20 protein-coding genes are annotated in these 20,147 nt (G+C 73.4%); 14 read left to right on the forward strand and 6 right to left on the reverse strand.

The genetic code is table 11. The features are described from left to right. Positions 1-43: 43 nt before the first annotated feature. Genes HEK131_RS09615 through HEK131_RS09635 form a run of 5 tightly spaced genes read left to right on the forward strand, consistent with a single transcriptional unit; the run spans position 44 to position 4,642 of the window. Entirely contained in the window at positions 44-1,681 is a 1,638-nt protein-coding gene (locus HEK131_RS09615; RefSeq protein WP_244334376.1) for an ATP-binding protein, read from the forward strand. Further along, the gene (locus HEK131_RS09620; protein WP_217460818.1) at positions 1,678-2,085 is read left to right on the forward strand and encodes a roadblock/LC7 domain-containing protein; all 408 of its coding nucleotides are present in this window, start codon (positions 1,678-1,680) and stop codon (positions 2,083-2,085) included. The genes HEK131_RS09615 and HEK131_RS09620 overlap by 4 nt, the downstream gene beginning before the upstream one ends. After that, on the forward strand, positions 2,082-2,492 hold the full coding sequence (locus HEK131_RS09625; protein WP_217460819.1) for a DUF742 domain-containing protein: 411 nt from the start codon (positions 2,082-2,084) through the stop codon (positions 2,490-2,492). Before HEK131_RS09620 ends, HEK131_RS09625 begins: the two co-directional genes overlap by 4 nt. Further along, positions 2,473-3,105, forward strand: coding sequence for a GTP-binding protein (locus HEK131_RS09630; RefSeq protein ID WP_217460820.1), 633 nt, complete (start codon positions 2,473-2,475; stop codon positions 3,103-3,105). Before HEK131_RS09625 ends, HEK131_RS09630 begins: the two co-directional genes overlap by 20 nt. A gap of 49 nt (positions 3,106-3,154) precedes the next feature. Beyond that, the gene (locus tag HEK131_RS09635) at positions 3,155-4,642 is read left to right on the forward strand and encodes a cytochrome P450 (protein ID WP_217460821.1); all 1,488 of its coding nucleotides are present in this window, start codon (positions 3,155-3,157) and stop codon (positions 4,640-4,642) included. A gap of 26 nt (positions 4,643-4,668) precedes the next feature. On the opposite strand, the gene HEK131_RS09640 is transcribed toward HEK131_RS09635, so the two are convergent. Beyond that, entirely contained in the window at positions 4,669-5,622 is a 954-nt protein-coding gene (locus HEK131_RS09640) for a pseudouridine synthase (protein ID WP_244334377.1), read from the reverse strand. A gap of 67 nt (positions 5,623-5,689) precedes the next feature. On the opposite strand from HEK131_RS09640, the gene HEK131_RS09645 reads away from it, so the two are divergent. Then, positions 5,690-6,307 carry a GNAT family N-acetyltransferase gene (locus HEK131_RS09645; protein ID WP_217460823.1) on the forward strand — a complete coding sequence of 206 codons (618 nt, stop codon included), beginning with the start codon at positions 5,690-5,692 and terminating at the stop codon, positions 6,305-6,307. A 28-nt stretch (positions 6,308-6,335) separates the two neighbouring features. Here HEK131_RS09645 and HEK131_RS09650 read toward each other — a convergent pair whose 3' ends face one another. Together HEK131_RS09650 and HEK131_RS09655 are read right to left on the reverse strand one after the other, a co-directional pair. After that, positions 6,336-7,187: a siderophore-interacting protein gene (locus HEK131_RS09650; protein WP_244334378.1), complete on the reverse strand. Its 852-nt coding sequence runs from the start codon at positions 7,185-7,187 to the stop codon at positions 6,336-6,338. Between the two features lie 119 nt (positions 7,188-7,306). Further along, a complete protein-coding gene (locus tag HEK131_RS09655) occupies positions 7,307-8,227 on the reverse strand; it encodes a 5'-3' exonuclease (RefSeq protein WP_244334379.1) in 921 nt (306 codons plus the stop codon). A gap of 186 nt (positions 8,228-8,413) precedes the next feature. Between HEK131_RS09655 and HEK131_RS09660 the strand changes: the two genes are divergently transcribed. The 4 genes from HEK131_RS09660 (at position 8,414) to HEK131_RS09675 (ending at position 12,963) form a co-directional block, all read left to right on the forward strand. Continuing rightward, a complete protein-coding gene (locus HEK131_RS09660) occupies positions 8,414-9,496 on the forward strand; it encodes a quaternary amine ABC transporter ATP-binding protein (RefSeq protein WP_217460826.1) in 1,083 nt (360 codons plus the stop codon). After that, complete coding sequence (locus HEK131_RS09665; RefSeq protein ID WP_244334380.1) at positions 9,489-11,291, forward strand: ABC transporter permease/substrate binding protein; 1,803 nt, start codon at positions 9,489-9,491, stop codon at positions 11,289-11,291. Before HEK131_RS09660 ends, HEK131_RS09665 begins: the two co-directional genes overlap by 8 nt. 380 nt (positions 11,292-11,671) lie before the next feature. Next, positions 11,672-12,244, forward strand: coding sequence for a helix-turn-helix domain-containing protein (locus HEK131_RS09670; protein WP_161149496.1), 573 nt, complete (start codon positions 11,672-11,674; stop codon positions 12,242-12,244). Continuing rightward, positions 12,244-12,963: a helical backbone metal receptor gene (locus tag HEK131_RS09675; RefSeq protein WP_244334381.1), complete on the forward strand. Its 720-nt coding sequence runs from the start codon at positions 12,244-12,246 to the stop codon at positions 12,961-12,963. Before HEK131_RS09670 ends, HEK131_RS09675 begins: the two co-directional genes overlap by 1 nt. On the opposite strand, the gene HEK131_RS09680 is transcribed toward HEK131_RS09675, so the two are convergent. Beyond that, positions 12,875-13,996 (reverse strand): TDT family transporter, encoded by a 1,122-nt coding sequence (locus tag HEK131_RS09680; RefSeq protein ID WP_244334382.1) that lies wholly within the window; start codon positions 13,994-13,996, stop codon positions 12,875-12,877. The two genes, HEK131_RS09675 and HEK131_RS09680, sit on opposite strands and share 89 nt — an antisense overlap. Before the next feature lie 70 nt (positions 13,997-14,066). On the opposite strand from HEK131_RS09680, the gene HEK131_RS09685 reads away from it, so the two are divergent. Continuing rightward, positions 14,067-14,981, forward strand: coding sequence for a LysR family transcriptional regulator (locus tag HEK131_RS09685; RefSeq protein ID WP_244334383.1), 915 nt, complete (start codon positions 14,067-14,069; stop codon positions 14,979-14,981). A gap of 11 nt (positions 14,982-14,992) precedes the next feature. Here HEK131_RS09685 and HEK131_RS09690 read toward each other — a convergent pair whose 3' ends face one another. Together HEK131_RS09690 and HEK131_RS09695 are read right to left on the reverse strand one after the other, a co-directional pair. After that, complete coding sequence (locus tag HEK131_RS09690) at positions 14,993-15,691, reverse strand: gamma-glutamyl-gamma-aminobutyrate hydrolase family protein (protein WP_244334384.1); 699 nt, start codon at positions 15,689-15,691, stop codon at positions 14,993-14,995. Positions 15,692-15,738: 47 nt separating this feature from the next. Continuing rightward, positions 15,739-16,476 carry a FadR/GntR family transcriptional regulator gene (locus HEK131_RS09695; RefSeq protein ID WP_244334385.1) on the reverse strand — a complete coding sequence of 246 codons (738 nt, stop codon included), beginning with the start codon at positions 16,474-16,476 and terminating at the stop codon, positions 15,739-15,741. A 91-nt stretch (positions 16,477-16,567) separates the two neighbouring features. Between HEK131_RS09695 and HEK131_RS09700 the strand changes: the two genes are divergently transcribed. Genes HEK131_RS09700 through HEK131_RS09710 form a run of 3 tightly spaced genes read left to right on the forward strand, consistent with a single transcriptional unit; the run spans position 16,568 to position 20,124 of the window. Further along, positions 16,568-17,926 (forward strand): glutamine synthetase family protein, encoded by a 1,359-nt coding sequence (locus tag HEK131_RS09700; protein WP_244334386.1) that lies wholly within the window; start codon positions 16,568-16,570, stop codon positions 17,924-17,926. A 39-nt stretch (positions 17,927-17,965) separates the two neighbouring features. Next, positions 17,966-19,339: an aldehyde dehydrogenase family protein gene (locus HEK131_RS09705; protein ID WP_244334387.1), complete on the forward strand. Its 1,374-nt coding sequence runs from the start codon at positions 17,966-17,968 to the stop codon at positions 19,337-19,339. After that, positions 19,336-20,124: a 3-oxoacyl-ACP reductase gene (locus tag HEK131_RS09710; RefSeq protein WP_244334388.1), complete on the forward strand. Its 789-nt coding sequence runs from the start codon at positions 19,336-19,338 to the stop codon at positions 20,122-20,124. Before HEK131_RS09705 ends, HEK131_RS09710 begins: the two co-directional genes overlap by 4 nt. Positions 20,125-20,147: the final 23 nt, after the last annotated feature.

The following is a 20,147-nucleotide window of genomic DNA, read 5'->3' on the forward strand; positions in this document are numbered from 1 at the left end:
GACGCCTGTTCCCCTATATACCGTTCCTTCCCAGAAGGCATCCATGGTGAGTGTTCAGAAACCTCCCGGTGTCCGTGAACGTCCGTACGCACAGGTGTTGTTGCCGCCCGCCCTGGTGATGGTCGCGGTCACCGCGGCCGCCGTGTTCCTGGTGCCGGGGGCCGCCCGGATCGCCGTCGGCTGCTGCGGGGTCGTGGCCACGCTGCTGGTGCTGGCCACCGCGGCCGAAGTGCTGCGCCGGGGGCGTCAACTCCGCGCCGTCCAGGCCGAGCACGCCCGGCACACCGCGTATCTGGAGCACCGCATCGCCGCCCATGACGCGGAGATCGTCCGCCTCGGCTCCGAGGTGCTGCCCCACGCGCTGGCCCGGCTGCGCAGAGGCGAGCGGCTGCGGGACGTCCTGCGCAACGTCGTCGACGACGACCCCGAGCTGCGTCATCTCCCGCCGTCCCAGCGTGAGTTGCTGCGGGTCGCGCTGCGCGGTGCCGAGCACGAGATCAACATGCGCGACGCCACCCAGCGCGCGTTCGTCACCACCGCCCGCCGCGTGCAGGCCATCGTCCACCAACAGGCCAAGGAACTGCGGGAGATGGAGGAGGACCACGGCCGCAACGCCGAGGTCTTCGACGACCTGCTGCGGGTCGACCACGGCACCGCGCTGATCGGCCGCCTGGCCGACTCCATCTCGGTGCTCGGCGGCGGCCGTCCGGGCCGCCAGTGGCCGGTGCCCGTCTCGCTCTACAGCGTGCTGCGGGGTGCGATGTCCCGCATCCTGGAGTTCCCCCGCATCAACCTCGCCTCGATCGTCAACATCAACATCAAGGGCACCTCCGTCGAGCCGATCATCCACGCGGCCGCCGAGCTGTTCGACAACGCCACCCGCTACTCCCCGCCGTCGACCAAGGTGCACGTCACGGCCTTCGAGGTGCAGACCGGCCTCGCCATCGAGATCGAGGACGCCGGAGTCAGCCTCAGCGAGGAGGGGCGCGCCCGGGTCGAGCAGATGATCCTGGACGCCCGCGCCGACGACGACGCGCACAACCTCGGTGACAGCCCCCGCCTCGGCCTCGCCGTGGTCGGCCGGCTCTGCAACGCCTTCAACATGGACGTCTCGCTGCGCGCCTCCGCCTATGGCGGCGTCCGCGCCATCCTCGTCGTCCCGCGCGACATGACGACCACCGAACCCGGTGTCGGCGCCGCGCACGGCATCGGCGCCACCGCCGTGCCGATGCCCGAACTCGGCGCGCTGGAAGGCCCCAAGCGTCCGCCCAAGCGGCGCCGCCCCACCGCACCGCGCGTCCCCGCCCCGGCCTCGATGGAGGACGACGCCCCCGAGGTCACCGAGTGGACGGCGAACGGACTGCCCCAGCGCCGCAGCCGGGCGACGGTGCCGCTCAGCCAGCGCTACGCCGAACAGGCCGCCATCGAGCAGGCCGAACGCGAGGGGCGGCCCACCGTCTGGTCCCGGCCCGAGCCGGAACCCCGGACCGAGACCGACCCCGAGCGGCAGAAGCTGCTGGACCGCGAACCGGGCATGTGGGTCGACGCCTTCTGGGACGGCATGAAGAAGGGCAACGAGGGCGCCCACCCGACCGACTTCACCCGGAATCCGACCGCCTACCTGCATCTGATCGACGACTCGGCCGACACCGGTGCCGGCGACGAGGGGGAGCCCAAGTGATCCAGCAGCGTGCCAACTTCGACTGGATGCTCAAGCAACTGCACGACGGCGTACCGGGCATCGAGATGATCGTGGTGCTCTCCTCGGACGGCCTGCGCATCGCCCGCTTCGGCGGCGACCCGGACGCCGCCGACCGGGTGGCCGCCGCCTGCGCCGGCGTACAGAGCCTGGCCGGGGCGGTCGCCCAGGAACTGCCCGGCAGCAGCGGCGAGATGAAGCTCGTCGTCATCGAGATCGACGGCGGCTACTTCTATCTGATGGCCGCCGGTGACAACGCCTACCTCGCCGTCCTCGCCGACGTGGTGTGCGAGCCCGGCCGGATGGGCGGCATGATGCGCGACCTCGTCGTCCGGATCGGCGCCCACCTCACCTCTCCGCCCCGGCGCGGCGGGCAGGCCGTATGACCCCGCGACGCAAACGGCGCCTGCCGCAGGAGGCGCCCTCCCCGCCGCCGGCCGCCCCCGAGGCGGACGACGAGGGGGAGAGCGGCAATCCCGAGCGGCTGTACGCCGTCACCGGCCTGCACGAGGGCGGACGGGCGCGGCTCGATCTGGTCACCCTGATCGTGGCGCGCTCGGCGCCCCCGCCGTCCGGCACCCCCGAACAGGCGGCCGTGCTCCGGCTCTGCTCCTCCCCGCTGTCCGTGGCCGAACTCTCGGCCTACCTCGACCTGCCGTTCAGTGCGATGACCGCGCTGATCACCGAGCTGATCGGCGCCGACCTGGTGCAGGCGCGCGCCCCGATCGTCCGCCAGGCGCTCCCCGACCGGTCCCTCCTCGAAGCGGTGATGCATGGACTTCAACGGCTCTGACGCCGTCCCCGCCCCGATCCCCGGCCCGCGCACCGAGGACCGGCTCCCGCAGACCGCCCAGGCCGCGGTGAAGATCGTGATCGTGGGCGGTTTCGGCGTCGGCAAGACCACCATGGTCGGCTCGGTGAGCGAGATCAGACCGCTGACCACCGAGGAGACCATGACCCAGGCCGGGATCGGGGTCGACGACGACTACGGCTCCGAGACCAAGACGGCCACCACCGTGGCCATGGACTTCGGCCGCATCAGCATCACCGAGAAACTCGTCCTCTACCTCTTCGGCACCCCCGGCCAGGAACGGTTCTGGTTCCTGTGGAACCGCCTCTTCGAGGGCGCGCTCGGCGCGGTCGTCCTGGTCGACACCCGGCGCCTGGACGTCAGCTTCGACGTCATGGGCCGCCTGGAGGAGCGCGGTGTGCCGTTCATCGTCGCCGTCAACTCCTTCCCGGACGCGCCCCGTCACCCGGTCGAGGAGCTGCGCGGCGCGCTCGACCTGGCCCCGGAGATCCCGATCGTCGAGTGCGACGTACGCCGGCGTGCCTCCAGCCGGGACACCCTGCTGACGCTGATGCACTTCCTGCACTCCCTCGCCCGGTCCGGCGCCCTGACCTGACCCCGCGGCCCCACGGGCCCACCCCCGCCTTTTTCCGAAAGCGATCACTGTGACGCCTGAACCCCAGACCCCGACAGGCACCCCCGACACCGCCCCCGGCCCGCCGCCGGGCTGCCCCGCGCACGGCACCGGCCCCGGCGGCCTGCACCGGCTGTACGGGCCGGACGCGCCCGACCTGGACGCGCTCTACGAGCGGCTGCGCGAGAAGCACGGCCCGGTCGCCCCCGTACTCCTCCACGACGACGTACCGATGTGGGTGGTGCTCGGGCACGCCGAGAACCTGCACATGGTGCGCAGCCCCTCGCAGTACACCCGGGACAGCCGGGGCTGGACACCGCTGCTGGAGGGCATGGTCAAGCCCGACCATCCGCTGATGCCGCACATCGCCCGGCAGCCGATCTGCGCGCACGCCGAGGGCGACGAGCACCAGCGGCTGCGCGCGGCCGTCACCGCCGCCATGGGCACCATCGACCACCGCGGCCTGCGCCGCTCCATCAACAGCTCCACCCAGGAACTGGTCAACGGCTTCTGCGGACGCGGCCGGGCCGATCTGGTCTCCCAGTTCGCCGAGCACCTGCCGATGGCCGTGATGTGCGAGATCCTCGGCATGCCCGAGGAGTACAGCGACCGGATGGTGCAGGCGGCCCGTGACGCGCTCAAGGGCACCGAGACCGCCAACGAGAGCCACGCCTACGTCATGGACGCGCTGAGCAGGCTCACCACCCGGCGCCGGGCCCGGCCCGAGGACGACGTCACCAGCCATCTGATCACCCACGAGGCGGGTCTGAGCGACGACGAGGTCCGCGAACACCTGCGGCTGCTCCTCTTCGCCGCGTACGAGACCACCGCCAACCTGCTGGCCAACGCGCTGCGCATGGTGCTGACCGCACCGGGCTTCCGCGCCCGGCTCAACGGCGGGCAGATGACGGTGCCGGAGGCGATCGAGCAGTCGCTGTGGGACGAGCCGCCGTTCAGCACCGTCCTCGGCTACTACGCCAAGCAGGACACGGAGCTGGGCGGGCAGCGCATCCGGCGGGGCGACGGGCTGCTGTTCGCGCCCGCGCCGGGCAACCTCGACCCGCGGGTACGCCCCGACCCCACCGCGCACATGAAGGGCAACCGTTCCCATCTCGCCTTCGGCGGCGGCCCGCACGAATGCCCCGGCCAGGACATCGGGCGGGCGATCGCCGACATCGGGGTGGACGCCCTGCTGACCCGGCTGCCGGACATCCGGCTGGAGTGCGCGGAGGAGGATCTGCGCTGGCGGTCCTCCATCGCGTCCCGGCATCTGGTCTCGCTGCCGGTGCTGTTCGAGCCCAAGCCGAAGCAGGACGTCAACCGGGCGCCCAGCATGTCGTCCCTGCACCCGCATCGGGTGGAGGAGCCGGTGGAGCCGCTGCGGGAGCGGGTGGAGGAGAAGGCGGAGGAACGGGTGGAGCCGGTCCCGTCCGCCGCCCCGGCCGTGTCCTGGCCCGTCCCGGGGAGCGAGCCGCCTAGCCGCTGGCAGCGGATGTGGCGGTGGCTGCTGGGGGAGTAGGGGCCGCTTCGCGAGCGGGCGTCGGGTCAGGGGCGGGCCCAGTCCTTCGGGGAGGTCCATGCCGCGAGCGTGCGCCCGCTGGCGAAGCTGTGCCGGGCGCCGGTGACCGGATCGGTGAACTCCAGCGCGCGGGCGAGGAGTTGGAGGGGGCGCCGGAAGTCGCCGGGCGCTGTTTCGGGGGCCACCTCCGGGTACAGGGGGTCGCCGAGGATGGGAACGCCGAGTGAGTTGAGGTGGACCCGGAGCTGGTGGGTCTGGCCGGTGGCGGGCAGCAGGCGGTAGCGGGCCAGCCCGTCCTCCTCGCGGTGTCCGGCGTGCTCCACCCGTGTCACGGCGTTGGGCTCGCCCTCGACCTCCCGTGCCGCCAGCACCCCGCGCTCCTTCAGGATGCGGCTGCGCACGGTCCGGGGCAGCTCCAGCGCCGGGTCGTGCCGGGCGACCGCCTCGTACTCCTTGTGCACCCGGCGGTCCCGGAACAGCCCCTGGTAGGCGCCGCGTTCCTCGGGGCGCACGGTGAACAGCACCAGCCCGGCGGTGAGCCGGTCCAGCCGGTGCGCGGCGCCCAATCCCGGCAGGCCGAGGTCGTGGCGCAGGCGGGCGAGCAGGGTCTCGGCGACATGGGAGCCGCGCGGGGTGGTGGCCAGGAAGTGCGGCTTGTCGGCGACGACGATGTGCTCGTCCCGGTACACCACCTCGACCGGGAACGGCACCGGCACCTCCGGCGGCAGCTCGCGGTGGAACCACACGAACATCCCCGGCCGGTACGGCGCGTCCGGTGCCACCGGCAGCCCGTCGGCCCCCACGACCGCCCCGGCGTGGAACATCGCCTCGACCACCCCCGGCCCGGCGCCCGTGAGCCGGGCCACGAGATGCTCACGCACCGTGCCCCACGCCCCGTCCGCCGGCAGCCGCAGCCGCACGGGGTCGACACCCCGGCGCTGGGGGAGCGGGGCGGGCGGGGCTGGCGTACGGCGTCTCATCAGGCTCCCAGGGTACGGGGGCCGAAATCCGCCCGCCGGGTGCCGGACGCTTGGCAGGATGCCGGGCATGCCGTTTCTCACCAGCCCGGTGCTGCCCGCAGGAACCCTCTCCCGTCAGCCGCAGCCCGACATCCCGGCCGCCGCCGGTCTGCGCCTGCGCCCCTGGCGGGCCGAGGACGCGCCCGCCGTCCACGCCGCCTTCCAGGACCCGGTGCTGCACCAGTGGCACGGGCGGTCCTGCGACTCCGAGGAGGAGGCGGCCGGCTGGATCGAGGCGTGGCACGCGGAGTGGGCGGACGAGGGCGGCGCCCAGTGGGCCGTGGTGCGCGCGGACACCGGCGAACTGCGCGGCCGGGCCGCGCTGCGGGAGATCCGGCTGCGGGACGGCGTGGCCGAGGTGGCGTACTGGACGGTGACGCGGGCGCGCGGCCAGGGCGTCGCCGGGCACGCCACGGACGCGCTGGTGCGCTGGGCGCTGGAGGAGACCGGTTTCAACCGGCTGGAGCTGATGCACGCCACGGCCAACGAGGCGTCCTGCCGGGTCGCCACCAAGGCCGGGTTCGCGGTGGAGGGCACCCGCCGCCGGGCCCTGCTGCACCCGGACGGCTGGCACGACATGCACCTGCACGCCCGCCTCCGGGCCGACCAGCCTTCCGGCGGCTCAGGGTACGGACGCGGGGTCTGACGGCCGCGCTCGACCCGCCGGGCATCCCCTAGGCCCCGGCCGCCCCGGAGTTCTCCTGCTCGGCCTCGATCCGCGCGTTCCACTCCGGCTTGCTGGCCTGCCAGCCGTCCTCGTCGTGACCCAGGCGCCAGTAGCCGGAGATGGACAGGTCCTCGCGCGGGATGCCCGCCTCCACGCGCAGCGTCCGGCGCAGCGCCTTCACGAAGGACGCCTCACCGTGCACGAACGCGTGCGGGCGGCCCTCGGGGAACCGGAGCGCCCCCACCGCCTCCAGCAGGAGCTCGCCCACCGGGCGGTCCCCGCGGTGCAGCCAGACGACCTCCACGTCGGAGTCGATCTTCTGCTCCTCCTCGGGGCCGGACACCTCCACGAAGGCGTGCGCGGGCGTGCCGGGCGGCAGGGTCTCCAGCGCGCGGGCGATGGCGGGCAGTGCGCTCTCGTCCCCGACGAACAGATGCCAGTCGGCCGTCACATCGGGGGTGTAGGCGCCGCCGGGGCCGAAGAAGCGCAGGGTCTCGCCGGGGCGTACCCGGGTGGCCCAGGGCCCGGCGAGGCCCTCGTCGCCGTGGATCACGAAGTCGAGGGTCAGCTCCCGGTGCTCGCCGTCCCAGGCGCGCACGGTGTACGTACGGGTCACCGGCCACTGTTCGCGGGGGAGTTCGGCGCGGATCCGCTCCAGGTCGAACGGCTCCGGGTAGGTCATCCCCGCCACCGGGGCGAAGAGGAGCTTCACATAGTGGTCGGTCCAGGTGTCGGCCGAGAATTCGGCGAGGCCGTCGCCGCCGAGCACGATCCGCTGGACGTGCGGGGTCAGCCGCTCGGTGCGCACCACCTGGGCGGAATGGAGCTTGCGCGGCTTACGCCCCGGACGCTCTGCCATGACGGCCTCCTGCTGCCTTGGTTAGGTTTACCTAAGTTAGCATCCCGCGCCGCCGGTGCCCCGCTCCCGGGGACACCTTCGTCCGGAAATTCCCCTTGCGGAAGGGGCGGGCGGCGCGGTCACGCCTCCAGGGTGGTCAGCAGGCGCTGGAGCGAGCCGCCCAGGCCCCAGCGGGCCGCCAGGGCGTCCAGGGCGGCCGGGTCGCGCGGGGCGTGCGGCAGCGCGGTGTCGACCTCGGGCAGCGGGACGTCGCCGGCCACCCGGACCACCTTCGGGGCGACCGCGAGGTAGGGCGCCGCCTCGGTCAGGCGCTTGCGCTGGGTCGGGGTGAGCTTCGCCTTCGGGTCGTCGACGGCCGCGACGATCCCGGCCAGGTCCCCGAACTCGGCGAGCAGCTTGGCGGCCGTCTTCTCCCCGACACCGGCGACGCCCGGCAGGCCGTCGCTCGGGTCGCCGCGCAGCAGCGCCAGGTCCGCGTAACCCCGGCCGTCGACGCCGTACTTCTCGCGCAGCCACGCCTCGTCGGTGAGCTGGAGGGTGCCGACGCCCTTGAGCGGATACAGGACACGGACCCCGCGGGCGTCGTCGACCAGTTGGTACAGGTCACGGTCGCCGGTGACGATGTCGACCGGGCCGTCCGCGCGGGCGGTGAACGTGCCGATCACGTCGTCCGCCTCGTAACCGGCCACGCCGACGCGGGCGATGCCGAGCGCGTCCAGCACCTCCTCGATCACCGGGACCTGCGGGGAGAGGGTGTCCGGGACCTCCTCGGCGTCCGGGGCGCCCTCGTGCTCCTCGGCCACCCGGTGCGCCTTGTAGGAGGGGATCAGGTCGACCCGCCACTGGGGGCGCCAGTCGGCGTCCATGCAGGCCACCAGCTCGTCCGGGCGGTGGTCCTTGACCAGGCGGTCGATGAAGTCCAGCAGTCCGCGCACCGCGTTCACCGGGGTGCCGTCGGGTGCTCTGACCGAGTCCGGCACGCCGAAGTAGGCGCGGAAGTACAGCGAGGCGGTGTCGAGAAGCATCAGTCGTCCGGTCACGCTGGCATCATGCCGCACCGCACCGACAGCGCTCCCGCGCACCGGGCCGCAGGTGTGACCTGGGCCACTTCTGAGTTTGGCTCAAATATGACCGGGCAGGCGCCGCGCGCCGGAACGAGGCAATTGCTTTTCCAGCGACAACGATCCCTCGTCTCCTGCTCCTTGCCGCCTAGCCGAGGGACATGCATGACCGCGAGAATCGAAGCCGAACATCTCTACAAGGTGTTCGGCAGACGACCGGAACAGGCCGTGGAACGGCTGGAGCAGGGCGCCGACCGCGACGAGCTGCGTGGGGAGGGCAGCACCGCGGCCGTCATCGACGCGTCCTTCGCCGTCGCCCCGGGCGAGATCTTTGTTGTCATGGGCCTGTCCGGCTCGGGCAAGTCCACCCTGCTGCGCACGCTCAACGGCCTGCTCACACCCACCGCGGGCCGCGTCCGCTACGACGGGCAGGACCTCACCGGCCTCGGCGACCGCGAGCTGCGCGAGGTCCGGGCCCACAAGATCAGCATGGTGTTCCAGCACTTCGCGCTCTTCCCGCACCGCAGCGTCCGCGACAACGCCGCCTACGGCCTGGCCGTGCAGGGCGTGCCCCGCGCCGAGCGCGAACGCCGCGCCGACGAGGCGCTCGCCCTGTGCGGCCTGGCCGGCTGGGAGAACTCCTGGCCCGACGAACTCTCCGGCGGCATGCAGCAGCGCGTCGGCCTCGCCCGCGCGCTCGCCACCGACGCCGACCTGCTGCTGATGGACGAGTCCTTCAGCGCGCTGGACCCGCTGATCCGCCGCGACATGCAGGACCAGCTCCTCGAACTGCAGAAGACGCTGCGCAAGACCATCGTCTTCATCACCCACGACCTCAACGAGGCCATGCGCCTGGGCGACCGCATCGCCGTCATGCGCGACGGCCGGATCGTGCAGACCGGCACCGCCGAGGACATCCTGCTGCGCCCCGCCGACGACTACGTCGCCTCCTTCACCCAGGACGTCGACCGCTCCCGCGTGCTCACGGCGGCCGCCGTCATGGACACCGACGTGACGGGTGACGAGGCGGACTGCGGCTGCGAGACCGCCGCGCCCGGTACGCCGTTCACCGAGCTGTGCGCGCTCAGCGCCCGCCTCAGCCACCCGGTCGCCGTCGTCGACGCCGACCGGACCCTCCTCGGCGTCGTCCCCGGGAGCCGCCTGGTCGGCTTCCTGGGCGACGGACAGGGAGACCCGATCGCCTGCGACCACGGCGGCGACGAGAGGAAGGTGACCGCCCGTGCCTAGGCTTCCGCTCGGCGACTGGGTCGACTCCGGGGTCGACTGGCTGGTCGGCCACCTCTCCTGGCTCTTCGACGCCGTCCGCGCCGTCCTGGAGGGCATGTACGACGGCATCGACGCCGTCCTCAACGCCCCCCAGCCGCTGCTGCTGGCCGGCATCCTCGCCGTCCTCGCCTGGTGGCTGCGCGGACTGACAGCCGGCGTGCTCGCCTTCGCCGGATTCGCGCTCGTGGACTCCCTCGACCTGTGGGAAAAGGCCATGTCCACGCTGGCGCTGGTCCTGGTCGCCACCATCATCGCGCTGGTCATCTCGATCCCGCTGGGCATCTGGGCCGCCCGCTCCCGCGCGGTGAGCGCCACGCTGCGCCCCGCGCTGGACCTGCTCCAGACCATGCCGTCCATGGTGCTGCTCATCCCGGCCATGCTCTTCTTCGGGCTCGGTACCGCCGCCGGTGTCGTCGCCACCCTGATCTTCGCGCTCGCCCCCGGCGTCCGCATGACCGAACTGGGCATCCGCCAGGTCGACGCCGAACTGGTCGAGGCCGCCGAGGCGTTCGGCACCACACCGCGCGACACCCTGTGGCGGGTGCAGCTCCCGCTCGCCCTGCCCACCATCATGGCGGGCGTCAACCAGGTCATCATGCTCGGCCTGTCCATGGTCGTCATCGCGGGCATGGTCGGCACCGGCGGCCTCGGCGGCGCCGTCAACGAGGCCATCGGCCAGCTCGACATCGGCTACGGCTTCGAGGCGGGCGTCGGCATCGTCGTCCTCGCCATCTACCTCGACCGGGTGACCGGCGCGCTCGGCACCCAGCTCTCCCCGCTCGGCCGCCGCGCCGCCGCCAAGGCCCGGCCCAGCGCCTGGTCCTACCGCCCGCGCCCGGCCGTCGCCGTCGTCGCGGTGGTCGTGCTCGCGCTGGTCGCGGGCGGGCTCGGGGTCTTCGGGCCCGGCGCCGCCAAGTCCACCGCCTCCGGCACGGACATCGGCCAGGGCAAGGAGATCAAGCTCGGGTACATCCCGTGGGACGAGGGCATCGCCTCCACCTTCCTCTGGAAGGAGCTGCTGGAGCGGCGCGGCTTCAAGGTCACCGTCACCCAGTACGCGGCCGGCCCGCTCTACACCGGACTCGCCACCGGACGCCTCGACTTCGAGACCGACTCCTGGCTGCCCACCACGCACGCCGAGTACTGGAAGAAGTACGGCGACCGGATGGAGGACCTGGGCAACTGGTACGGCTCCACCTCCCTGGAGCTGACCGTCCCGTCCTACGTGAAGGACGTGAACTCCCTGGCCGACCTGAAGAAGCACGCCGCCGAGTTCGACGGCCGGATCATCGGCATCGAGCCCAGCGCGGGCATGATGGGCCTGCTCAAGGACAAGGTCATTCCCGAGTACGGGCTCAAGGGCAAGTACGAGGTGATCGACGGCTCCACCCCGGCCATGCTGACCGAGCTGAAGCGGGCCTACGCCAAGAAGCAGCCCGTGGTCGTCACCCTGTGGTCCCCGCACTGGGCCTACAGCGACTACGAGCTGAAGAAGCTCAAGGACCCGGCGGGTGCCTGGGGCAAGGGCGACACCGTGCACACCCTCGCCCGCAAGGGGTTCGCCGCCGACAACCCCGAGATCGCCAAGTGGCTGAAGGACTTCTCCATGACGGAGGAGCAGCTCACCGGGCTGGAGGCGCGTATCCAGAAGGCGGGCAAGGGCAAGGAGCAGGACGCCGTGCGCACCTGGCTCGACGCGCACCCGGCGCTGGCCGACAAGTGGGCACCGGCCGCCAAGGACGAAGCGGCCGGGTGACACCGGGCTCACCCGAGGGGCGGACGCTCGCGGGCGTCCGCCCCTCGGGCGTTCTCACCACCGTGCAGATCCGGCCAACCACGGAGCGCCACGGACCCCGCCCGGCGGGAACACCTGGGCCCGTCCGGGCCTTGAAGCAGATGAAAGCCGCGGAACTCCGGCGCGGGGACGGAAGAGGACGGCGGGCTCGCGGGGGCGCGCCCGGCGGAGCGTGGCGGTGGCGCGAACCGTGGGGTCCCGGCCCGGCGGCGGCGCGGGATGTGAGAGGCGCGTGAAACGGTTTGCCGAACATGCGTAGGGTGCAGACAACTTAAGGACAGGGACGCCCGGCACGAGGCGTCCGGGCAGCCGCGTCACGCGTGAAGGAGGGAGCCGCAGCGATGGGCGACCACAAAGAGCGACAGCCCGTGCGGGTCGGCGCGGCCGTCCGGCGTCGCCGCCGGACGCTCGAACTCACCCTCGCGGTCGTGGCCGAGCGCAGCGGCCTCTCGGTGCCCTTCCTCAGCCAGGTGGAGAACGACCGGGCCCGCCCGAGCCGCACCTCCCTGGAGAAGCTGGCCGACGCGCTGCGCACCACGGCGGTGGAACTGCTCGCCGCCGCCGACCCCGCGTGCAGCGTGGACGTCGTACGCGGCGAGCCGGTCGCCGACGGTGACTTCGCCGCCCGTACCCGCGCCCTGGTGCGCGGCCACCACCAACTGCACGCCTCGGAGTTCACCGGCGACCACGACGCGGGCCGCGAGTTCCAGCACCGCAACGACGAGCTGATGTACGTCGCGGACGGCGCGGTCGAGATCGAGGCCGAGGGCCGCGCCTACCGGCTGGGCCGGGGCGACACCCTGTACCTGACCGGGGGCGTCCGCCACCGCTGGCGGGCCACCGTGCCGGACACGAGGGTCATCGTGGTGGCCGTTGCCGAGCACATCGAGGCGGTCCAGGACCGGTCCCGCTAGTGCGGGTGGCCTCCCTCGTCCCGTCCCTCACCGAGGCGGTCGCCGTGACGCTGCCCGGTGTCCTCGTCGGGGCCACCGACTGGTGCGAGCACCCGGCGGGTCTCGACGTCGTCCGGATCGGCGGCACCAAGAACCCCGACACCGCGCGGATCGCCGGCCTCGCTCCCGACCTGGTGATCGCCAACGAGGAGGAGAACCGCGCCCCCGACCTGGACGCCCTGCGCGCGGCGGGCCTCACGGTGCTGGTCACCGAGGTGCGGACGGTGCCGCAGGCGTTCACCGAGCTGGAGCGGGTGCTGAGGGCGTGCGGCGCCGGGACCCGCCCCGGCTGGCTGGACGGCGCCGAGGCGGCCTGGGCCGGGCTGCGGGAGCCGGAGCGGCCGGTCAGCGCTGTCGTACCCGTCTGGCGCCGCCCCTGGATGGTGCTCGGCCGGGACACGTTCGCGGGTGACGTCCTGGCCCGCCTCGGTGTGCGCCACCTGTACGCCGGGCACCCCGAGCGCTACCCCCGTGTCCCGCTGGACGAGCTGAACGCGGCGGCCCCCGGGCTGGTGGTGCTGCCCGACGAGCCGTACCGCTTCACCGCCGACGACGGCCCCGAGGCGTTCCCCGGCCTGCCCTGCGCCCTCGTCAGCGGGCGGCACCTGACCTGGTACGGACCCTCGCTGCTCCGAGCTCCCCGTGTGCTGGCGCAGGCGCTGGCAGCAGCGAGCCGCTGAGCAGGCCGCGCACGGTACCGGTGGCCGCGGCGGCCCAGGCCATGAGCAGCAGGGCGTACAGGCCGACCGCCAGTGCGGCGTACACGGTCAGGCCGGTGTGCCGGGCGAGCGAGGCCGCGCCGGTGACGCAGGTGCCCACCGGGAAGGTCAGCCCCCACCAGGTGAGCGCGAACCGCATGCCCCGCCGTCGCGCCCGCACCACCTGCGCGGCGGCGAAGGTCAGCCACAGCAGCGCGAACCCCATGACGGGCACCCCGTACAGCACGGCGAACACCGCGAGCCCCCGGTCGTACGGCGCCGGTACGACGCCCGGTGCCAGATCCGCGACGGCGCCGGTGGCGGTGGTGGACTGGCCCAGCGGGCCGAGGACCAGGAACAGCGCCGGGGTCAGCGCGAGCGGCAGCGGGCCGTGGAGCAGCAGCCGGGCCAGGAGCAGCGGCAGCATCAGCAGCGTGGCCAGCAGGCTCAGGCCGAACAGCGCGAGACAGCCCAGCAGCAGGGTCTCGCGGGGCTGTCCGGGCGGCAGATACGGCACCAGGGCGGGGCCCAGCGCGGCCGACACCATCGGCGCGACCAGCGGCAGCAGCCACACCGGGGTGGCGTCGGCGAGGGCGGTGCGGTGCCGGGTCACCATCAGGTACGGCACCGCCACGGCGGCCGCGAGCCCCAGCGCCGTACCGGCCGTGAACAGCACGGCGTCCAGTGCCACGGCGGCCGGCGTGCCGATCCAGTACCGGCCGGCCGAGAGCGCGCCGCCGCCGACCGCGAGCAGGGCCATGGCGGCGCAGCCGTGGAAGGGCGCCGTCGCCGGGTCGAGCAGGTGGGCGCGGGCCTGGTCGCGGTGGTGGGTCCAGTGCAGGGCGCGGGCGGCGAGGAGGGCGAGCAGCAGGAGGAGGGAGAGGGCCCAGGCGGCGGCGCAGAGCCACGGGACGTGCGAGGGGAGGGCGGCGCCCGCCGAGCCGACGATCGCCGTGCCCATGACGGCGGCGTACCAGTTCGGTCCGAGGTGGCGGAGGCGGGCGGTGAGGTGCATGCATCCAGCCTGGCCGGGCCCGTGGTGGCTGACCAGGGACGTCGTTCCTATGGGGGCATAAGGTGGTCTTATGAGTGAAGAGCATGGGCGGGGCGGCTCGCTCACGCACCGGGTGCCCGACCTCGGCGCGCTGGAGCTGCTGCTGGCCGTGGCCCGGCTGGGCAGCCTCGGGGCGGCCGCGCGTGAACTGGGCATCACCCAGCCCGCCGCCAGCAGCCGCCTGCGCTCCATGGAACGGCAGCTCGGTGTCGCCCTGGTCGACCGCTCGCCACGCGGCTCCCGGCTCACCGACGCGGGCGCCCTGGTCACCGACTGGGCGCGGCAGGTCGTGGCCGCGGCCGAGGTGTTCGACGCGGGCGCGCAGGCGCTGCGGGCCCGGCGGGACTCCCGGCTCCGGGTCGCGGCCAGCATGACGATCGCCGAGTACCTGCTGCCGGGCTGGCTGCTCGCGCTGCGCGCCGGGCGGCCGGACACGGCGGTGTCCCTGCTCGCGGGCAACTCGGCGAGGGTCGCCGAACTCCTGCTGTCCGGTGAGGCCGACCTCGGCTTCGTGGAGGGCCTCACGGTCCCGACCGGTCTGGACTCGGCCGTCATCGCCCACGACCGCCTCACCGTCGTCACCGCCCCCACCCACCCCTGGGCCCGCCGCCCACGCCCGCTGGAGACGGCGGAACTGGCCGCCACCCCGCTCATCCTCCGCGAGCGGGGCTCCGGCACCCGCCAGGTCCTCGACGCGGCCCTCGGTGCCGCCGCCCGCCCCCTGATCGAGCTCTCCTCCACCACGGCCGTGAAGGCGGCCGTGGTCGGCGGCGCCGGGCCCGCCGTCCTCAGCGAACTCGCGGTCGGCGAGGAGCTGGCGACCCGGCGGCTGGTGGGCATCCCGGTGGAGGGCGTCTCCTTGCGCCGTGATCTGCGGGCGGTCTGGCCGACGGGGCACCGGCCCACGGGACCGGCCAGGGAGCTGCTGTCGCTGACCCGTGGTTAGCTGACCCGTGGTCAGAGGGTGCCTCCGCTCGCGGCCGCGATCAGCGCGCGCATCACCCGTTCGTCCGTGCCCATCTCCGGGTGCCACTGCACACCGAGCGCCCAGCCCTCGGCCGGGGGGAGTTCGAGCGCCTCGATCGTGCCGTCGGCGGCGTGGGCCGAGGGGATCAGGCCGGGAGCGAGGCGGTCCACCGCCTGGTGGTGGTAGGTGGGGACGCTCGTGTCGTCCGGCTCGATCTCCGCGTACAGGGTGCCCGGCACCGGGCGTACCGGATGCGCGCCGTAGACGCCGACCGTCTCCGCGTGGCCGTCGAGGTGCTGGACGAGGGTGCCGCCGAGGGCGACGTTCAGGAGCTGCATCCCGCGGCAGATGCCGAGCAGCGGGACACGTGCGGCCAACGCGGCCTCGATCAGGGCGAGTTCCCAGGCGTCGCGCTCCGGGGCGGGCGGGCCGCAGCGGGGGCTGCGTTCGGCGCCGTAGCGGGCGGGGTCGACGTCGGGGCCGCCCGCGACGACCACGCCGTCCAGGCGGGCCACCACCTCCGGTGCCACCGCCGGGTCGTCCGGGGGCAGCAGGGCGGGAAGACCGCCGGAACGGCTCACCAGGCGGGGGTAGGCGGCGGGGAGGAGGGCCGCCTCCAGCTCCCAGACGCCCCAGCGGGCGCCCGCCTCCAGATACGTACTCACGCCGATCAGCGGCCTTCCGCCCATGTGTCCTCCAAAGGTGCTCACGCGTACCTTTGCAGAGCCGGAGCCGGTCAGGCCAGGAAGCCCCGCAGGAGTGCCGCCGTGCCCCCGCAGTGCTCCCGCGCGATCTCCCGCGCCGCGTCCGCGTCCCTCTCCAGCACCGCCTCCACCAGCGCGGTGTGCTGCCGCTGGGAGTGCTCCAGGTTCCTCACCAGCAACGGGATGCAGTCCAGCAGGTCGTTGACGGTCGCCCGGACCGCCGCGTACTGCGCGGCCAGCGACGGCGAGCCGCACAGCCCGGCCAGCGTCAGATGCAGCAGGGTGTCCCGGCGCCGGTAGTCCGCGAGCGGCGCGTCCCGCGTGTGGTCCAGCGCCCGCCGCAGCCGTACGACGCCCTCACCGGACAGCCCGTGCGCCGCGCACAGCCCGGCCGCGCCCACCTCCAGCACCTCGCGGAAGCGCAGCACGTCCTCGATGTCGACCTCCGCCGTGCGGCGCCGCAGCTCGTCCTCGCCGACGCCGTCCGGGCGGCGCAGCACGAACGTGCCGCCGTACCGCCCGCGCCGGGACTCCACCAGACCCTGGTCGTGCAGCACCCGCAGCACCTCGCGCAGGGTGACCCGGCTGATGCCCAGCCGCTCCGCCAACTCCCGCTCGGCGGGCAGCCGTTCCCCGTCAGGGACCAGGCCCAGCCGGACCACCTGGAGGATCTGCTCCAGCGCCTCCTCGAAGCCGTTGCCCGCCCGCACCGGCCGCAGCACCGCGCCCAGCCGGTCACCCCCCTCGCGCGCCCCCGTCTTCTCCGCCATCCGGTCGCGCCCCCTTCCCAAGCAATGGTTCCCCGCCATACCTTATGGCTCCCCGCAGGACCGCGCGCAGCACGTCCCAGGAGGCCCTCCCGTGGCAGACCGCACACCCCCGCTGAGCGTCGAGGAGCTACGGGCCCTTGTCGACGGCGGCGAGATCGACACCGTCGTCCTCGCCTTCCCCGACATGCAGGGGCGGCTCCAGGGCAAACGGTTCGCCGCCCGCTTCTTCCTCGACGAGGTGCTCGACCACGGCACCGAGGGCTGCAACTACCTCCTGGCCGTCGACACCGAGATGAACACCGTCGACGGCTACGAGATGTCCTCCTGGGACCGCGGATACGGCGACTTCGCCATGCGCCCCGACCCCGCCACCCTGCGCCGCCTGCCCTGGCACCCCGGCACCGCCCTGCTCATGGCCGACCTCGCCTGGGAGGACGGGACGCCCGTCGTCGCCGCCCCGCGCCAGATCCTGCGCCGCCAACTGGAGCGGCTCGCCGCGCTCGGGTACACCGCCCAGGCCGGCACCGAGCTGGAGTTCATCGTCTTCAAGGACAGCTACGAGCACGCCTGGGACACCGGCTACCGGGGCCTGACCCCGGCCAACCAGTACAACATCGACTACTCCATCCTCGGCACCGGCCGCGTGGAGCCCCTGCTGCGCCGGCTGCGCAACGAGATGGCGGGCGCCGGCCTCACCGTCGAGTCCGCCAAGGGGGAGTGCAACCCCGGCCAGCACGAGATCGCGTTCCGCTACACCGAGGCGCTGCGCACCTGCGACCAGCACGCGGTGTACAAGACCGGCGCCAAGGAGATCGCCGCCCAGGAGGGCATGGCGCTCACCTTCATGGCGAAGTTCAACGAGCGCGAGGGCAACTCCTGCCACATCCACCTCTCGCTCGCCGACGAGGACGGCCGCAACGTGATGGCCCTCGGCGACAGCATGTCCGAGGTGATGCGGTACTTCCTGGCCGGACAGCTCGCCGCCCTGCGCGACTTCTCCCTGCTGTACGCGCCGAACATCAACTCCTACAAGCGGTTCCAGCCCGGCTCCTTCGCCCCCACCGCCGTCGCCTGGGGCCACGACAACCGCACCTGCGCCCTGCGCGTCGTCGGCCACGGCCGCTCGCTGCGCTTCGAGAACCGGCTGCCCGGCGGCGACGTCAACCCCTACCTCGCCGTCGCCGGACTCGTCGCCGCCGGGCTCTACGGCGTCGAGCAGCGGCTCGAACTGCCCGACCCTTGCCCCGGCAACGCCTACACCGCCGACTACGAGCACGTTCCCACCACCCTGCGCGAGGCGGCCCAGCTCTGGGAGACCAGCCCGATCGCCAAGGCCGCCTTCGGCGAGGAGGTCGTCGCCCACTACGCCAACATGGCCCGCGTCGAACTCGCCGCCTTCGACGCCGCCGTCACCGACTGGGAACTGCGCCGCTCCTTCGAACGCCTGTGAACAGCCCGCCGACTGTGAACACCCGTGAAAGGTGACACCTTGACGGACCCGCACCAGCTCCAGGTGGTCAACCCCGCCACCGAGGAGACCGTCGCCACCGTCCCCGCCGCGAGCGCCGCCGACGTGGACGCCGCCGTCGCCCGCGCCACCCGCGCCCAGCGCGCCTGGGCCGCCCTCGCCCCCGCCGACCGCGCCCGGCTGCTGCGCCGCTTCGCCGACACCGTCGACGCCCACGTGGAGGAACTCGCCCGGCTGGAGGTCCGCGAGGCGGGCCACACCCTCGGCAACGCCCGCTGGGAGGCCGGCAACGCCCGCGACCTGCTCCTCTACGCGGCGGGCGGCGCCGAACGCCTCCTCGGCAGCCAGATCCCGGTGCCCGGCGGCTGGAACGTCACCTTCCGCGAACCCCTCGGCGTCGTCGGCGTGATCGCCCCCTGGAACTTCCCCATGCCCATCGCCGCCTGGGGCTCCTTCCCGGCCCTCGCCGCGGGCAACGCCGTCGTCCTCAAGCCCGCCGAGACCACCCCGCTCACCGCGCTCCGCCTCGCCCGACTCGCCCTGGACGCGGGCCTGCCGGAACACCTCTTCCAGGTCCTGCCCGGCTACGGCCACACCGCCGGACGCGCCCTGGTGGACCACCCGGACGTCGCCAAGATCGTGTTCACCGGCTCCACCCGCACCGGGCACGAGGTCATGGAGCGCTGCGCCCGGCAGGCCAAGCCGGTCACCCTCGAACTCGGCGGCAAGAGCCCCAACATCGTCTTCGCCGACGCCGACCTCAAGACCGCGCTCGACCCCTTCTCCTTCCTCGACAACGCCGGCCAGGACTGCTGCGCCCGCACCCGCGTCCTGGTCCAGCGCGAGGTGTACGACGAGGCCCGCGCCTTCCTCGCCGACGCCCTCGCCGCCGTGGTCGTCGGCGACCCGGCCGACGAGAAGACGCAGATGGGCCCGCTGATCTCCCGCGCCCAACTGGACCGCGTCCGCTCCTACGTCCCCGAACACGCCCCCGCCCTGCGGGGCACCGCCCCGGACGGGCCCGGCTTCTGGTTCCCGCCGACCGTGCTCACCGACGCGGCCCCCGACAGCCCGGCCGCCCGCGAGGAGGTCTTCGGGCCCGTGGCCGTCCTGCTCCCCTTCACCGACGAGCAGGACGCGATCCGCCTCGCCAACGACACCCCGTACGGGCTCTCCGGCTCCATCTGGACCCGCGACCTCGGCCGCGCCCTGCGCGTCTCCGGGGCCGTCCGCGCGGGCAACCTGTCCGTCAACTCCCACTCCAGCGTCCGCTACTGGACCCCGTTCGGCGGCTTCAAGCAGTCCGGACTCGGCCGCGAACTCGGTCCGGACGCCCTGAACGCCTTCACCGAGACCAAGAACGTCTTCCTCAGCACGGAGGGGCCTGCCCAGTGACCGATACCGAAGCTCCCGTCTGCCGCCGCCTGGTCGGCCGTACCGCCGTCGTCACCGGAGCCGGCAGCGGCATCGGGCTGGCCACCGTCCGGCGGCTGGCCTCCGAGGGCGCCCGCGTGGTCTGCGCCGACATCGACGAGACCAGCGGCAAGGCCGCCGCCGAGGAGGTCGGCGGGCTGTTCGTGAAGACCGACGTCACCGACCCCGGCCAGGTCGAGGCGCTGTTCAAGGCCGCCCACGACACCTACGGCAGCGTCGACATCGCCTTCAACAACGCCGGTATCTCCCCGCCGGACGACGACTCCATCCTGGACACCGGCCTGGAGGCGTGGAAGCGGGTGCAGGAGGTCAACCTCACCTCCGTCTACCTGTGCTGCAAGGCCGCGCTGCCCTACATGCGGCGCCAGGGCCGGGGGTCCATCATCAACACCGCCTCCTTCGTGGCCCGGATGGGCGCGGCCACCTCCCAGATCTCCTACACCGCCTCCAAGGGCGGCGTGCTCGCCATGTCCCGCGAACTCGGGGTGCAGTTCGCCCGCGAGGGCATCCGGGTCAACGCCCTGTGCCCCGGCCCGGTCGACACCCCGCTGCTCCAGGAGCTGTTCGCCACGGACCCCGAGCGGGCCGCGCGCCGCCTCGTGCACATCCCGCTGGGCCGGTTCGCACGGGCCGAGGAGATCGCCGCCGCCGTCGCCTTCCTCGCCAGCGACGACTCCTCCTTCGTCAACGCCACCGACTTCCTCGTGGACGGCGGCATCTCCGGCGCGTACGTCACCCCGCTCTAGCCGGCGCGCACGTCACCCCCTCC

It is taken from the genome of Streptomyces seoulensis, from assembly GCF_022846655.1.
GTDB lineage: Bacteria > Actinomycetota > Actinomycetes > Streptomycetales > Streptomycetaceae > Streptomyces.